The organism is Microcoleus sp. Pol12A5 (assembly GCF_036701435.1).
In the GTDB taxonomy this organism is placed as follows: Bacteria; Cyanobacteriota; Cyanobacteriia; order Cyanobacteriales; family Microcoleaceae; genus Microcoleus.
Genome location: NZ_JAUBQU010000139.1, coordinates 1 through 14,852 on the forward strand (window position 1 = coordinate 1; position 14,852 = coordinate 14,852).

10 protein-coding genes are annotated in these 14,852 nt (G+C 46.7%); 4 read left to right on the forward strand and 6 right to left on the reverse strand.

The window, feature by feature from the left end:
• The first annotated feature begins 225 nt into the window (after positions 1-225).
• The 3 genes from QUA45_RS24675 to QUA45_RS24685 all read left to right on the forward strand — a co-directional run bounded on the left by QUA45_RS24675 (position 226) and on the right by QUA45_RS24685 (position 5,869).
• On the forward strand, positions 226-1,701 hold the full coding sequence (locus tag QUA45_RS24675; RefSeq protein ID WP_333222376.1) for an ATP-binding protein: 1,476 nt from the start codon (positions 226-228) through the stop codon (positions 1,699-1,701).
• A gap of 405 nt (positions 1,702-2,106) precedes the next feature.
• On the forward strand, positions 2,107-5,025 hold the full coding sequence (locus tag QUA45_RS24680; protein ID WP_333222378.1) for a PAS domain-containing protein: 2,919 nt from the start codon (positions 2,107-2,109) through the stop codon (positions 5,023-5,025).
• Positions 5,026-5,371: 346 nt separating this feature from the next.
• Entirely contained in the window at positions 5,372-5,869 is a 498-nt protein-coding gene (locus tag QUA45_RS24685) for a hypothetical protein (protein WP_333100892.1), read from the forward strand.
• Between the two features lie 65 nt (positions 5,870-5,934).
• On the opposite strand, the gene QUA45_RS24690 is transcribed toward QUA45_RS24685, so the two are convergent.
• The 3 genes from QUA45_RS24690 to QUA45_RS24700 form a co-directional block, all read right to left on the reverse strand.
• Complete coding sequence (locus QUA45_RS24690) at positions 5,935-6,300, reverse strand: response regulator transcription factor (RefSeq protein WP_039886668.1); 366 nt, start codon at positions 6,298-6,300, stop codon at positions 5,935-5,937.
• A gap of 322 nt (positions 6,301-6,622) precedes the next feature.
• Positions 6,623-8,959 carry a polysaccharide biosynthesis tyrosine autokinase gene (locus QUA45_RS24695; RefSeq protein WP_333100894.1) on the reverse strand — a complete coding sequence of 779 codons (2,337 nt, stop codon included), beginning with the start codon at positions 8,957-8,959 and terminating at the stop codon, positions 6,623-6,625.
• Between the two features lie 135 nt (positions 8,960-9,094).
• Positions 9,095-10,567: a polysaccharide biosynthesis/export family protein gene (locus QUA45_RS24700; protein ID WP_333100895.1), complete on the reverse strand. Its 1,473-nt coding sequence runs from the start codon at positions 10,565-10,567 to the stop codon at positions 9,095-9,097.
• Between the two features lie 205 nt (positions 10,568-10,772).
• Here QUA45_RS24700 and QUA45_RS24705 point away from each other — a divergent pair, with 205 nt between their 5' ends.
• On the forward strand, positions 10,773-12,191 hold the full coding sequence (locus QUA45_RS24705) for an O-antigen ligase family protein (protein ID WP_333222380.1): 1,419 nt from the start codon (positions 10,773-10,775) through the stop codon (positions 12,189-12,191).
• Between the two features lie 252 nt (positions 12,192-12,443).
• On the opposite strand, the gene QUA45_RS24710 is transcribed toward QUA45_RS24705, so the two are convergent.
• The 3 genes from QUA45_RS24710 to QUA45_RS24720 form a co-directional block, all read right to left on the reverse strand.
• Complete coding sequence (locus QUA45_RS24710; RefSeq protein WP_333100897.1) at positions 12,444-12,770, reverse strand: hypothetical protein; 327 nt, start codon at positions 12,768-12,770, stop codon at positions 12,444-12,446.
• 62 nt (positions 12,771-12,832) lie between these two features.
• Complete coding sequence (gene cbiE / locus QUA45_RS24715) at positions 12,833-14,041, reverse strand: precorrin-6y C5,15-methyltransferase (decarboxylating) subunit CbiE (RefSeq protein ID WP_333222382.1); 1,209 nt, start codon at positions 14,039-14,041, stop codon at positions 12,833-12,835.
• Between the two features lie 20 nt (positions 14,042-14,061).
• Positions 14,062-14,559, reverse strand: a complete 498-nt coding sequence (locus QUA45_RS24720; RefSeq protein ID WP_333222384.1) for a GNAT family N-acetyltransferase — start codon at positions 14,557-14,559, stop codon at positions 14,062-14,064.
• Positions 14,560-14,852: the final 293 nt, after the last annotated feature.

Here is a 14,852-nt window from a genome sequence, read left to right on the forward strand (position 1 = left end):
GCGCTATTTTTACCAACAGGGGATGAGGGCTATAAGTCAGATTCAATCTAGCTCCTAGCCATCCTTGTCACCCCCCCAGCGTTACCAGGGTATTTTTGATAACGAGGAAATTAAGTTTCGAGTGAGGCATCGCGTCCTCTATCATTTGAAAGAGGTGACCTCCAACATTTTTATTCTGAGTGATTTCTCGGCACCCTAACTAACAGCCAAATTATAATTATTAAAGTGGTACACATTCTAGTAATTGACGACAACCCCACCGATCGGCTGCTCGTCAAACGCGAATTAGAGCGGCAATTTTCGCCATTGGAAGTAACGGAAGTTTCCGACAATAGATTGTTCGTGGAAGCAGTGAATCGAGGTCGATTCAATCTGGTGATTACCGATTACCAACTGCGCTGGACGAACGGTTTAGATGTGCTTAAAACTATCAAAGCACGTTATTCACAATGCCCGATTATAATGTTTACAAATACTGGCAATGAAGAAATTGCTGTAGAGGCGATGAAATCCGGATTGGACGATTACATTATCAAGTCGCCTAAGCACTACGTCCGCCTTTGCGTTGCTGTTCGCACAGTGCTCGATCGAGTTGCCGCCTGGGAACGAGTCGCCAGACTAGAAAATCAACTTAATTCTCTGTTAGAACGCTTAAATGTCGGAGTTTTTCGAGCGAGTTCTCAGGGGCAGCTTTTGGAAAGCAATCAAGCTTTTTTGCGCTTGTTTGATGCCAGCAATTTAGCAGATGTCCAAGGGATTTATCTGCAGCAATTATTTTTGCAACCGGTAGATTCAGGGGAGTCTCGGTGCCAAAATCTAGAAATTACATTTCCTTTGGCAGACGGTCGAGTAAAATGGATTCGGTTTACTCAATATGTTTACAGCATAGAAGGTGAAAGTACGATCGACGGATTGGTGGAAGATATTACCGAACTCAAGCAAGCTGAACTTGCTTTGCGCGAATTTAATGAAACTTTGGAAGAGCGGGTGAGAGAGCGTACTGCTGAGTTAGAAGAAGTTAATGCACAGCTAGAATCGTTTACCTATTCAGTTTCTCACGACTTGCGCGCTCCTTTGCGGGGAATTTTGTTTTTTGCTGAAATATTGCTCAACGATCAAGTTAGCAACTTGGATGCTACCTCACAAGATTACTTATACCGGATTGCGGATGCTGCAAGTATGATGAATACTTTAATCGAAAATTTGCTAGAGTACAGCCGCCTCAGCAAAGCTAACTTGCCACTAAAAGCAGTCTCTCTTAATTTAATTGTGGCTCGATCGATCGCGCAACTAGAGACCGAAATTGCCCAAAAACAAGCTCGCATAACGGTTGTCGAACCGCTACCTGCGGTATTGGCACATCCTCCTACGCTGCTGCAAGTTTTGGCTAACTTGCTCTCCAATGCTATTAAGTTCGTGCAGCCTGGGATAGCTCCCCAGGTGCGAGTTTATGCAGAAGCTGAGGATGAATATATCTATCTTTGGGTAGAAGACAACGGCATTGGTATTGACGAAAAATTTCATGGTATGATTTTTGGATTGTTCGATCGCCTGCACGGTCAAGAAGTGTATCCAGGGACGGGAATTGGGTTGGCGATAGCGAACAAAGGAGTCGATCGGATGGGTGGTGCGATCGGGCTGAAATCGACTTTGGGCATGGGTACCCGCTTCTGGGTAAAATTACGCAAGTACGAGAGTTGAGGAACCAGTGTACGGGATTTAAAAGATGAGGTTCTAGACAAGAGGGTTTTAACAGCAATATTCTGCTGTAGCTCAAAGAATCAATCAACCCGCTTGTTCACACCCGAAGACAGAATAAACAATTAGTATAATGATAGTTAAGTAATCTCTTGCACCTTTCCTGCCTGAGCTGGCTTTCTGATGTGTTTTACAACAACTTAGTTAATTAATGTGCTTGTGGGTACGCCCCTAAAAAGCTGGTTGAGGATATTACAAGCTGTAAAATAAATAAAATACAAGCAAATATAATAAAATTATTGGCAAGTCTAATTAACCCACCAAGTACATATTCAAATTGTCTAGATTGCTTAAGAACATATTATTAGATTTAAGAATGTTTGCGCCCCTATAAAAACTAAAAGGCTAATGCTGTCTATTCTGTTAATCGACGACAACCCGAACGATCGCCTGATGATCGAGCGAGAACTGAGGAAAAATTTTTCGGATTTAGAAATTAAATCGGTTATTGATATCCAAACTCTCGAACAAATCCTGGCAGTCGGGGGTTTTGATATAGTAATTACCGACTACCAACTGCACTGGAGCGACGGATTAACTATTCTCCAAAAAGTTCACAGCCACTACCCAAATTGTTCGGTAATTATGTGTACTGACAGCGGCAGCGAACAAGTGGCAGTCGAAGCTATGAAAGCCGGCTTAAGCGATTACGTGTTCAAAGGGCGGTACTTAAAGCGGCTGGCGGGGGCTGTGGGCGAAAGCTTGAAAAAACAGCAGTTGCGCGAAAACTACGCGAAAACGTCGGCGCAGTTGGCAATTTCGGAGGAAAGGCTGAGATTGGCGATCGAAGCCTCGAAAATGGGAACTTGGGATTGGAATGTATTAACTGGCGAGGTCGTTTGGTCGGAGGGACACGAACTGTTATTCGGGTTGGAAAAAGGCAGTTTTCCGGGAACTTATGAAGCGTATTTTGCCTGCATTCATCCGGATGACCAAGCCTCGATCGCCGACGCTGTTGCCTTTGCTTTAGAAAACAAAATAGAATACAAGTACGAATTTAGAGTTTTTTGGCCCGACGGCAGCTTGCACTGGATATCGGGTAGGGGCAAGTTCTTTGATGATGATACGGGTAAATCGGTGCGATCGATCGGCGTGGTTTGGGATATTACGGATCGCAAATTATCCGAAGCGAGGGTGCAAGAAAGCGAGGAAAATTTGCGCTTTGCTCTAGAAGCAGCTAACACGATCGCTTTTACCTGGGATGTGGCATCGGGGGAAGTCCGCCGTTCGTCTAATGCCGAAACGCAGATGGGTTTGGGGCCAGACAGCACCTTTGGTACTTTTGAGCAAAAAAAGAATGCGGTGCATCCAGAAGACCGGGAAAGGTTTTTGGCAGATGTGGATGCCGCATTCAGGGGCACGGGAGTTTACGAGTCGGAATACCGCAAAGTGCGACCCGACGGCTCAGTGATTTGGCTTCACGACAAGGGGCGAGTGGTTTTTGACGCATCCGGTACACCCCTTCGGTTATCCGGGGTGGCGATCGACATTACCGATCGCAAACATTTAGAATACGACCGCGCGCGCGCGTTGGCCCGGGAGCGGTCGTATTTGCGCCGCCTGCAAAAGTTAACCTCGGCGTCAGTGGCTATCAACTCCACACTGTCGGTGGCAGAAATACTTCAGTTAGCTGCCGATAGCGCCCGCCAAATTCTGGAAGTCCACCAGGTAGCAGTCAACCTCAACCCGGCAGCCAACTGGGATGAGGGAATTAGCAAGTTTTCCATGTCAGAAAAATACGCCGCGTGGCAAGATTACTGCGAGGAACCAGACGGTACAGGAATTTACCAAAAAGTTTGGCAGCAGCAACAGGCGATGCGAATGACTCAAAGCGAGTTAGAGGCTGACCCGGCATGGCGGAAGTTCGGCAAGGCTGCGGGGAAGCACCCGCCGATGCGGGGCTGGCTGGCTGTACCGCTGACGACTCGGGACGGCAGAAATCTGGGATTGATTCAGTTGTCGGACAAGTATGAGGGGGAGTTTGCCGAAGATGATGAAACTATTTTAATGCAGTTGGCTCAGGCGGTGTCGGGGGCGATCGACAATGCCCGACTTTACGAGGAATCTCAGCAGGCAAATCGCATGAAAGATGAGTTTTTGGCAACTCTTTCTCATGAGCTGCGATCGCCTTTAAACGCGATTTTGGGCTGGGCGCAACTGCTGCTGCAACGCAGTTTGAGTCCGGCTGCTACGGGGCGGGCTTTAGAAACGATCGAGCGAAATGCTAAATTGCAAACTCAATTGATTGATGATTTGCTGGATATTTCGCGAATTATTCGCGGCAAGTTGACTTTGAATCCTTGTGCGGTAAATTTAATTTCGATGGTGGAAGGAGCGCTGAATACGGTGCGGTTGGCTGCGGATGCTAAGTCGATCGAGTTGCGGTCTGCAATTGTAGATGTGGGCTGGGAGACTGCTGAATTTTCCGAACTTGGGAAGGTTTCTGGCAATCCTGAATCTCAGTTAAATCCGAGATTTTGGGTATCAGGAGACCCTGGCCGCTTGCAGCAAGTAATTTGGAATTTGCTGACGAATGCGATTAAGTTTACGCCGCGCGGGGGGCGAGTTGAAATCCGGCTACAGCGAGTAGATTCGGAGGTTGAGCTGGCTGTTACCGACACGGGAATTGGGGTTGCACCGAATTTTTTGCCTTACGTGTTTGACTCTTTCCGCCAAGCGGATGCTACGATTACTCGAAATTATAGCGGTTTGGGGCTGGGGCTCTCAATTGTGCGGCAGTTGGTGGAACTCCACGGTGGCACGGTTTGGGCTCAAAGTCCGGGACTTGATATGGGATCGACTTTTACTGTCCGTCTCCCTTCCATGCAGGTAAATTCGATCGCCGACGAGGAAGCGCAGGTTTTGGCTGGCGCTGGTAATTTACTGGGAGTTAAGGTTTTGCTGGTTGATGACGAGGTTGATTCGCGGGAATTTATGAGGTTTGTCTTGACCGATTCCGGGGCTAATGTCAAGGTTGCATCGTCTGCTGCTGAGGCGTTTGAGGTGGCTTCGCAGTTTAGTCCGGATGTTTTGGTCAGCGATATCGGAATGCCGCAGGAAGACGGATATTCGCTGCTACGAAGGCTGCGTTCTTTGAACACTCTGACAGGGAAATTTTGGGCGATCGCTCTGACGGCTTATGCTAGAGATGAAGACCGCGATCGTGCTTTCGCTGCCGGTTTTGACCGACATCTGCCTAAACCTGTGCAACCCGATGTGTTGCTAGAGACTATAGTCAAGTTGAGGCAGCAAGGGCTACCAACTTAAAAAATTCTATTAATAATTGGGAATTCGTAATTGGAAAGTGGTTAATGGGAATTGGGAATCGTGCTTTTAGTGACGACTTTAGTCATTGTAAAATTCGCTCGTACCGGCTTTCCTCACTACCAATCTATAATGCTAATTTTACCGGACACGACCTGATTAACCCGACTGGATATAGGCGGAAATCGCTCAACAAAAAAATATAAAAATTTGGATTTTTCAAGATGTTCAAATTCTGCTTGTGGGGCTTTGCTTTTAGCGCGCCTAAAATATGCAATTTCTATGCCGATTAGGTAATTGGTTTGTGTTAATATGCTAAAATATCCAACAACCACGCGGTAATAATTAGGTGGACAAACTTCAGACAGATATAGAGGCAATTTACTCTCAAATTGAGCAATTGCGCCTGGAACGCCAGCAGCTTAGTATTGCCGATGCTGTCCCAGCCGGTGATTCGCCCCAAGCGATCGCCGATGCTTATCGTCGTCACGCGAGGGAAACAGCACAAGTGTCGGCCGAAGTCAAGGGTATAGATGACGCGATCGCGGCTCTGTCTGCTCAACTGAGTCAGAAACAGCAGCAATCGGTAAAATTGCAAAGAATTACTCCGATGGAGCAGCAAGTTGAAGAAGGAAGAGCGCTCGCTCACGGACACGCGGAACGGATTAATGAACTGGCGGCGGAACTGGCGGCGGAAGTGAAGGGACTCAAAGCCATCGCCGACCAAATTAGTCCCAGCTACTGGCAGGTTTATTACAAGCCTTTTATTACTGGTTTTAAGAGTATTACTGTTCCCTACGTGCGGTCGGACGGGGATGTTTGGACTATTGTCAATCGAGTCGTTTAGAGAGGCTGCGGGAGCAGAAATAATCAGCGCTCAATACAATTTTTTCCTGTCCCTGTTCCTCTACTTCAACCCCGCAGCAGTTGCTTAATAGTGCCGACCAATTCCTGTGGGTGAAATGGCTTGGCGATGTAAGCGTCGGCTCCTTGTTTCATTCCCCAATAGCGATCGAACTCTTCGCTTTTGCTCGAACACATTACCACCGGCAAATTTTGGGTTTTAGGGTCGCTTTTGAGCCTGCGACAGACTTCGTAGCCGTTCATCCGGGGCATCACGATATCCAGAACGACTAAATCTGGGCGGTTAGCCTTGATTTGCTCTAGAGCTTCTACGCCATCACTCGCTACTGTGACGTTGAGTCCTCTACCTTTGAGCAAGTCGGCGATCATCTCCCGCAGAGTGACGCTATCATCAACAACCATAACTGTACTCATAGAATAATCCCTACCAAGTTTCTGGGTTGAAACGTTCTCATTAACGTTTACACTAACGTTCACCTTCAAAGGTGTCTTTTCATGATTGAGATTGCGCTCTGCTAAATGTAGTTTACCCACTTTTGCTGATTTCTCAATCATTTTCTGAGTAATTACCGCAAGATTGAAAGATCCGCGCAATCTCGGTTGACACACGAGGCTACGTCCGTTAGTCTATCATTTTCTTTCTCAAATGGTACTATTATCAAAAAATCAGGGTATGGCTTGGTTGTGTGTTTCCCGTTGAGGACGGCGGCGCTCGGCCGCCTGCATCAACATTTGTCTAATTAGGATTTTTCGTACCTAAAGCCGATAGTTTTTGGTCGTAGAGCGTGTCTAAAACTGCCGGGCGCTGGCGGTAGCTGTGACCGGTGTTTTTGCAGCCATTAGCAACTATTCCCAAGACGGAAGCTCCAGAAATTTTTAATTCTTCTAAAACTTTGCGAACTTGCGATCGGTCTGTTTGCCCAATTTGGACGACCATAATCGTAGCGTCTGTGCGAGCTGCGATCAAGTGGCTGTCTGCCAAGCCTGCTAGTGGCGGGGTGTCATAAATTACTAAGTCAAAAAATGCTTGAAATTGCTCCATCAGATAATGCATTTTTTTGGAAGAAAGAAGCTTGATCGGATCGGGGGGAATTTGGCCGGCGGTGAGTACGAACAAATTTTCTTGGTTCGGGGCTCGTTGAATCGCGTCGTTGAGGCTGAGATCTGTGGAGATGGCCTCGCCCAGACCACGCACGTTGGGCAGTCCTAACTTAACGTGCAGTTGCGGGCAGCGCAAATCTGCATCTACTAGCAATACTCGCTGTCCCACTGCTGCTGCTGTGGCTGCCAGGTGCAAAGCTACTGTAGATTTGCCGTCTCCGGCTAAGGCAGAGCCGACTAAGAGCGATCGAATTGCCGTGCCTGCACTCAGCAAGTGAATGTTCGTGTATAGCGATCGAAAGGCTTCTAAAAATTGATAGTCCAAGTCGCTCAAAATACTCGCTCCCCCGCTCATCGGACCGGTATGTCTAGCTTCGACCGGTTCGACTATTTCCACTTTCGAGTTCGATCGAGCCGACGTTAGTTTCCTCTGTCTAGCTGGCGGTCGGCGCTTGACTTTTTTGGTAAACGGAATCACACCGAGTATGGGCAATCTTGTGGCGATTCTCAGTGATTCTGGAGTGTGGAACACAGTATTTAGTACTTCTACGAGTAAGCCGACTGCTATGCCCAGCAGACTGCTTAAAATTACTGCCAGCGCTAACTGTTTTTTGGTTTGTTTGACGGTAGCTGTTAGAGGGTTGCCGAATTTGTCTAGCGGAATTTCCGGAGGATTTATCAGCACCCAAGGTATTTGCTGCTGAGCCGCATCAATCCGCAAGGATTCTCGTTTTGCCAAGAAGTCCGACAAACTCTTAGTAACTACTTGCAGTTCCCGCTGTAAATTGTCGTATTCTCGGGTTGTGACTGAAAAGTTTCTAATTTTTTGGTTGAGAGCATTTTGCAAAGCTGTCATTTCGCGATCGCGCGCTTCAACTTCTTTGATTTGGGTCTCTAAATTTCCCATCACCACTTCTTTTGCTTGTTGAGTGGCGGTTAAAATCAGTTCTTCCCGACTTTTTCGCAGCGCTAAAACTGGCAAACTGTCTTCTCTGTACTGAGCTAATTTTAATGACAATTCCGAGTCTATTCTCTGAATTTGACCTAAGAGTCCGCCGTAAGCTTGTCCTTGGGTCATCAGCAGCCCCTGGGGATTATTTTCGTTGAGTAGTTTTTGATAGCTTTGGTAGAGGTTTCGCATCCCTTTTAGCTGAACTCTAATTTCTACTTGCTTACCCCGAATGCTTTGAACTTGTTCAGACAGAGATTTTCCCTCTATCTGAGGTTCAAACAAGTTGCTCTGCTGCCGCAGTCTTTGCACTTGCAGTTGCAGAACTTCCACTCTTTCTCGGAGCTTGGGCATCTCCGTATCTATAAATTTAATACCTTGATTAATGCCCATCAGCCGTTGCTGCAAGCTGTAATCTAGATACGCTTTAGAAATTTTATCCAATACGGTGTAAATTTTTTTTTGGTTTGAATCTTTGTAACGAACTTGTAAAATTTTTGTGCCTTGCTGTTTACCATCTTTCGTGTAGCTGATACGGTTGATCGACATTTTTGAGATCAGTTCGCTATAGTTCATTTTGGGATACCAAGCCCGCAATTCATCAATCACTGGCTGCATCATTTTGGGACTTCGCAAAATCCTAATTTGGGTTTCGTAGTCTAGTAGGCTAATTCCTTCTATATTAATTTTTGCGAAGTCGGCAGCTTGGGTGTTGTTTAATAGTTTGGATTGCAAACCTTCAGCCGTGGCTGGTTCTACTAACAGGGAAAAGGAGCCTTCATACTCTACAGTTATGCTTTTAGAAGTGGCGACGATCGCTGTTCCTGCCAGGGCGCTCAAAGCTATGGTGGCTGCTGCCATGACTAGGAAGCGACGGCGCACGACGCCTAACAGCCAAGACAAGTCTAGCTTTTCTTCTTCTCTCTCTTCTACGAAGTTATCTCTGTAGTTCTGAGCAGATAAATCCGGCAGTTTGCCATTCGATTTGGGTGTTAAGGGTTGGTAATCTTGTCTGCTATCCATATTCAGCCAGGGTATTTTTGAGGTTGATATTTTTGAGGTTGATATTTTTGAAGCGGCCAGGTCGCGGTTGGGTAATCTTATTGTTTAGTTTATTCTAGCCTTTGCCAGGAATTATCCACCTCACCCGCCGCCTTCTTACCTGAATAAAAATCGGAGAACGTTTATAAAATTTAACACTCCCGTAGCTGGCCCGACAGGTCCGATTACAGCGTTCATGCGATCGACAAAATTGACGAGACCCCTCCGAGATACGATAATCATGTCGTTGTTGCGAAGTTGAGGATTGGTTTCTTCGTTAATTCCTTGACTTAAATCGACTTCGATCGTCCGTTTAGTAGCTGTACCGTCGTTATTCAGGCGGACTAGCTCAACTTTATCTCTTCTAGCTCTGGTATTCTCGTACCCAAAAAATCCTCTGGAAATTAAAGCTTGATTCAGCGTGGCATTAGCTGGGAGTCTCAAGGGATCGAGGGATGTTCTAAGTTCTCCTACTACAAAAACGTTAATGCCAGTGGGAGCAAAGTTAGTGCTAGCGAGCACACCAGCTTCTGCGGGGTTGACGATCGTAGCTTTGGGCACGATGATCGTGTCTCCTTCCTGGAGGATGGTATCTTGGGCGCCGTCGCCGGACTCTAGGAATTGCCACAGGTTGACTGGGATAATTTGTTCGCCTCTTCTGGTGACGCGTCGCACTTGGATTTGCCGGATGTCGGCATCGGAGGTGATGCCGCCGGCTAGCTGAATCGCCCGGATGACGGTGGGAAAACCTTCGCGGCTGAGGTCGTTTGTGGTGTTGCCCCCGATGACGACGTAAGCCCCTGGGCGGGTGACTTGGCCAACGATGGAGATCGATCGAGGTTTTTCTGGGGGTGGCGAAAAGTTTGCCGTCGCAAATTGACGAGCTTCTGCTTGGTTGAAGTTGGCGACTGTGGGGATCACGATTGTGTCTCTGTCTTGCAAAATGATGTCTTGAGAGATGTCTCCTTCTTGCAAGAATTTCCACAGGTTGACGTTGAGCACTTGATCGGGGCCGTCTCGTTGGGGACGGCGGACGCGGATGTTGCGAATGTCGGCGACACCCGTGACGCCTTCTGCGAGTCTGATCGCTTGGGTGACGGTGGGGTACTGGACACTCGGCGCAGCTCCTGGACCAGGAGTTAGGGTAATCGTGAAGTTTCCGGGCCTGGTGACTTCTCCAATGACGCCGACATTGAGGGGGCGGGCAGCGACGAGGCTGACTGTGACTATGGGGTCTTTGAGGACGCGGCGGTAGGCGTTGCGGATGATGTTGGTGGCTTCTACTAAGGTGCGGCCGCGAACGGAGACCAAACCGATCAGAGGCAGGTTGACTGAACCGTCGGAAAGGACTTCGTAGCCGCGGCTGAGTTCGGGTACTTCGAGTATTTCTACTTGGATGCGATCGCCGCCACCGAGTTTATAGCTTTCGGGCGATCGCCTAACGGGCGCAACATTCTGGACTTGCTCTGCACCTAGCGGGATGGGAAGTTGTGCCGGGGTGCTTCTGGCATCAGTGATGACAGTCGAAGCAAACAAGACAAGACCCACAACCGACGGGGCTATCTTTCTTGGAGAACTGGCGTTAACCATAAGCCACCTAATTTTATTGACTATGATTTATATAAGTGTAGCCTTTTTAGTGCTGGGCAAAAAGCTCATTATTTTAAGCGATCGCCGAAAAATTATTGCTGTATTTTTGCTTTATGGCTAATTTCTGTGTTAGCTTGGTTGCGGGTTGACGGCTATATTTTCTATCTAGATTACTTAAGCTTGTTTTTGATAAAGGAAAGCAATTATGACTCAACCAGTGTCTAAAGCGGCTATGCTGAAAGAGCTGATTTTAGGTAATTCTTTATTTATATGGATGCTAATGGCTATAATCGCCATCGCGACTTTGCTTTTATTTCAATTGGCCAGCAGAAAAAAAACAGGTTTGGCTTTAGAAAAAACTTTTGCTTATTTTTATATTTTCATCTCTCCCTCTCTCACACAACCTCCTTTTAATTACTTGCATTTTAGTAATTTGAAATCCACAGAAGGCGGGATTTTAACAATGCTACCTTATATTTTTTACCCGTGGGTAGTATTAATTTTGTTTTCTAGGATTCAGGCTTTTGGTAGCAAATTTATAGATTTTTTTGCCAAAGTATTGATCGTAAATCCTTTCTTTTTGTTTTATACATTACTGCCATTACTGTCTACATTATGGTCCATAGTCCCTGAAGAAACTCTAAGATCTGGCCTAGCTTTTTCCGGATTTACTGCTTTCGGATTTTACTTAGCAGCCCAATATAAATGGGATGATCTATCTCGTTTTTGGCGGTGGGGATACACGGCACTGGGTTTGGCAAGTTTTATAATGAAACCACCGGGATCAGGCGACTTTGTAGGCCTAACGCAAGCTAAAAATTCTCTCGGTGGAATCCTAGCTTTATGTACGGCATTTTGGTATTTGCATTATTTTCAAGGAGCTAAAACTCAGAAAGAACGCTGGATTTCTTTGGGAATTATGTTCTTTTCTTTTTACCTGGTGAGAGCTAATAAGTCGGGAGCCGCTCTAGTGATTACTATCATATTAATAATTGCAGTCTCCTCACTAAACTTTCTAAAAAAATTAACTTTTCAGTGGGCATTTACTGCGATTATATGTTTCCTGGTGGTTAGCATAATTATGACGGTTTTTGTAGTAGACAACCTAGAGGATATTGTTGTAGGTGGGTTAGGCAAGGACTTGACTCTAACTGGGCGGACCGAATTCTGGCCGCAGTTAATAGCTGCGGCCAATCAGCGCCCCTGGTTTGGCTACGGATACGAGGGATTTTTTCAACAAGATAAGTTAGGCCCCGCTACTCCTGCTTATTTTATTTATACTACTAATGGATTTCAACCGAAAAATCCTCACAATGGCGCGATCGGAATATTGTTAGCCTTCGGTTGGCCGGGATTAATCTTAATGATGATTTCCCTGCTTCTTAATTTGGCTTACGCAGTCCGGTATTTGAGTCGTAGCAAGCTGGAAGACGCGGGAATCCCTATTTGTTTTCTGGTGTCTATTATTATGAGCAACATCACAGAAGCTCAGATCCTGGGAATCGGAAATGCTTGGCTGAGTTATGTAATGTTGACAGTTAGACTTGCCATAGATAATACTAGTAACACTTCTAACAGTAGCAGCAACCCTCACAGGCGTTCTGTAGCTCGCACTGTCGACTGAAGTAAAGTTTCTTGGGCGGATCGAAGATGTGCCAAGCTGTGGAATAATATCATCTGATAACAATTTCCTAAATATTTGCTACATAATAGTCCGGACAGTTTTCAATGACTAACGGTAGAATGAGGGTTTCAGCCTTCTCAGCGAGGTCAAACGCTAACGGTAGAATGAGGGTTTCAGCCTCTGTCTCAAAAACTGTCCGGAGTATTGCGTTAAGAGACCAGTGACTTTTTTAGCTCTGCTCGCTGAGCGTCCCTATTCCAAAACTGTCCGAAGTATTGACTGGTAAGATCGCACAATTAAAAACTCATTGCCCTTTCTATAAACAGCGGCTCCATCCTGCCGATATCCCGTGCCAGGAACTCTCACAGCACCTCTGGTGTTGAAGTTGTGTGCTTTACGCAGATATTTGAGTGGCTCGAATCCTTTTCGTTGTGCATGGTCTAAGACACTTTGCGCCACACTCCCATAGGTTTTTTTATCCGACTCAGCCAGATATTGCTGTAATTCGATAACTTTAGTGTTGGAATAGTCTTCACATAGTCGATATAGATAAGGATCTACGGATGATTCGTCTGGCATTCTCACTATAATTTTATAGGATATTTTTTATCATAGCTTCCAGCAAAGAGATCGATCGCCTTTCATCTCTTAACCACCGCCCACTGTGTAATCGGTGCCAGCGGTTTCCAACCCTGAAAAGAACCGATCGCCCCTACTCGCTGAATGCCAATTCTAATGAGTTCCCCACCATAACGATCGTGCCATTGCAAAACTTTAAACTCGCTCTCAACTGTCACCGCATTAACAACTAATCGCCCGCCTTCACCTAAAGCATTCCAGCAAGTTTCCAGCACAGCTTCTGCGGTGACACCGCCGCCGATGAAAATAGCATTCGGTTGAGGCAAATTTGTCAGGGCTTCCGGCGCTTCTCCCGCAACGATTTCGAGTTCGGGAACGCCGAAAGTCGAGGCATTCTCAGCGATGTATTGCAATCGAGTCGGATGGCGTTCGATCGCGATCGCCCTGCACCGAGGATGACTCCGCATCCATTCGATTGCGATCGAGCCACAACCCGCGCCCACATCCCACAGCAACTCACCCGGAATCGGTGCTAAAGTTGACAGAGTAACGGCTCTAACCTCCCGCTTGGTAAGTTGTCCGTCGTGGCGATAAGCACCATCCGGCAAACCGGAGGTACGAGGGAAAATCGCAGTTTCGCGATCGGCTGCAACTGCGATCGCGATCGTGTTCAAATCCGCCAAATCCGCTGCATTCCAGGCTGCTGCTACCCCATCGATCCGCCGTTCCGAGTTCCCTCCCATCCGCTCGAACACGGTCATCAAACTGCTGCCAAACCCCCGCTGCGTCAACAATTGTGCCACCTTTCCCGGCGTGTATCTGTCAGCGCTCAACACCAGCAAGCGCGCCCCCGGCGACAAAGCAAGGGCGATCGATGCGATCGGGCGATTTGTCAAACTGAAAGTCTCAACTTGGGCGATCGGCCAACCCAAACGGGCGCAAGCAAGACTAAAAGCCGATGCAGCCGGAATCACAGTCATTTCCGAAATAGGAATTTGGCGCGACAGTGTTACCCCAATTCCGTGACACATCGGATCACCGCTGGCTAGCACGCAGACAGACTGTCCCCGGCGGCGGATGATTTGATCTACTGTTGCTTGTATCGGCGAAGCCCAAAGCAATTTTTCGCGGGTGTCGTCGGTTGGTAGCATTGCTAGGTGACGGGCGCCACCAACAACGACTTGAGATCGAGAGAGGAGGGTAGAGGCGATCGCATTCAATCCCGAAAGTCCGTCTTCGCCAATCCCCACCACCGAAAGCCATTTGTGCATTGCGCCCTTACTGCTAATTACTACTTATCGATTCTAAAGAATAATATCGGATTTCCATCCATAATTCTTTCTTCTACTTGTTTCATTCCGAGTCTTTCTGCGACTTTTTGCGACTCAATGTTTGGGCGATCGCAACTTGCGACAACATAGTTAAAGCCAAGTTCATCAAAACAATAATCCAATATTTTGGTTGATGCTTCAGTAGCGTAACCTTTTTTAAGTGCTTTCGGCAGCAGTGCGTAAACTAACTGTGGCTGTGCTTCTTCAAAAAAATACCACAAACCAACAAATCCAATAGTTTCTCGATCGCTCTTAGTTTCGATAAACCACAAACCGAATTTCTTTTCTGCAAACAGCTTTTTGTTTTCGGCAAGCATTTCTTCAACCTTTTGCAGCGACAATATTTCGCCGTCGCACAGATATCTCCTAACATAAAAATTAGTAAACATTCTGTGGAGCGTGTTGAGGTCGCTCTCCACAATCGGTTTCAAAACTAATCTCTCTGTTTCAAATATCATCGGGATTATTTATGTTGGATTAAAGAGCGATCGCACCTATCAATATTAGCCCAGGACGCACAGGTGGTCAGAAACCGGCTTTTTTATGAAAAGATGGGTTGCAGCCCGTAGATTTGGTAAAAAAGCCGGTTTCTTTGATAGGAGTGCGATCGCGAACTGTTTATTTTTGTAGTTGCGGTGTCTTCGCCGGCGGGTCCATGCGTCCATGACTGTCTGAAAAATATTTTGCCCAAACAAAAAGCGCCCCTATTACTAGGAGCGCTTTTTGTTAATCGATAGCTAAAACTTAGCCA

Coding starts and splice junctions, on each gene's coding strand:
- QUA45_RS24680 (WP_333222378.1), top strand. CDS start 2,107: ATGCTGTCTATTCTGTTAATCGACGACAACCCGAACGATCGCCTGATG.
- QUA45_RS24690 (WP_039886668.1), bottom strand. CDS start 6,300: ATGAGTACAGTTATGGTTGTTGATGATAGCGTCACTCTGCGGGAGATG.
- QUA45_RS24695 (WP_333100894.1), bottom strand. CDS start 8,959: ATGGATAGCAGACAAGATTACCAACCCTTAACACCCAAATCGAATGGC.
- QUA45_RS24700 (WP_333100895.1), bottom strand. CDS start 10,567: ATGGTTAACGCCAGTTCTCCAAGAAAGATAGCCCCGTCGGTTGTGGGT.
- QUA45_RS24705 (WP_333222380.1), top strand. CDS start 10,773: ATGACTCAACCAGTGTCTAAAGCGGCTATGCTGAAAGAGCTGATTTTA.
- QUA45_RS24710 (WP_333100897.1), bottom strand. CDS start 12,770: ATGCCAGACGAATCATCCGTAGATCCTTATCTATATCGACTATGTGAA.
- cbiE (WP_333222382.1), bottom strand. CDS start 14,041: ATGCACAAATGGCTTTCGGTGGTGGGGATTGGCGAAGACGGACTTTCG.
- QUA45_RS24720 (WP_333222384.1), bottom strand. CDS start 14,559: ATGATATTTGAAACAGAGAGATTAGTTTTGAAACCGATTGTGGAGAGC.